The organism is Novosphingobium percolationis (assembly GCF_020179425.1).
GTDB classification, from domain to species: Bacteria; Pseudomonadota; Alphaproteobacteria; order Sphingomonadales; family Sphingomonadaceae; genus Novosphingobium; species Novosphingobium percolationis.
Genome location: NZ_JAILYM010000033.1, coordinates 1 through 255 on the forward strand (window position 1 = coordinate 1; position 255 = coordinate 255).

1 protein-coding gene is annotated in these 255 nt (G+C 54.9%); it reads left to right on the forward strand.

Annotated features, from left to right (window positions below):
* Positions 1–255, forward strand: a 255-nt coding sequence (locus K3A84_RS20285; protein ID WP_449867102.1) for a MarR family winged helix-turn-helix transcriptional regulator, incomplete at both ends; no start/stop codon positions are given.

Sequence of the window (255 nt, forward strand, 5' to 3'; positions counted from 1 at the left end):
AGAGTGCATTTGTCCAACAGGCCCGCCCAGCTCAATCCGGAATGGAGCCTTGGTTATCAGGTCCGGCGCTGCCATCGGCGGTTCGATCGCCTGCTCAATGCGATGCTGGCGAAGCACGATCTAAAGATGGGCTTCTGGTATTACCTTCGTGTGCTGTGGATCCGCGACGGCGTCACCCAGAAATATCTGAGCGACATGACCAACGTCACAGAAAACACGACTGTGTCGATAATCAACAACATGATGCAGCACGGG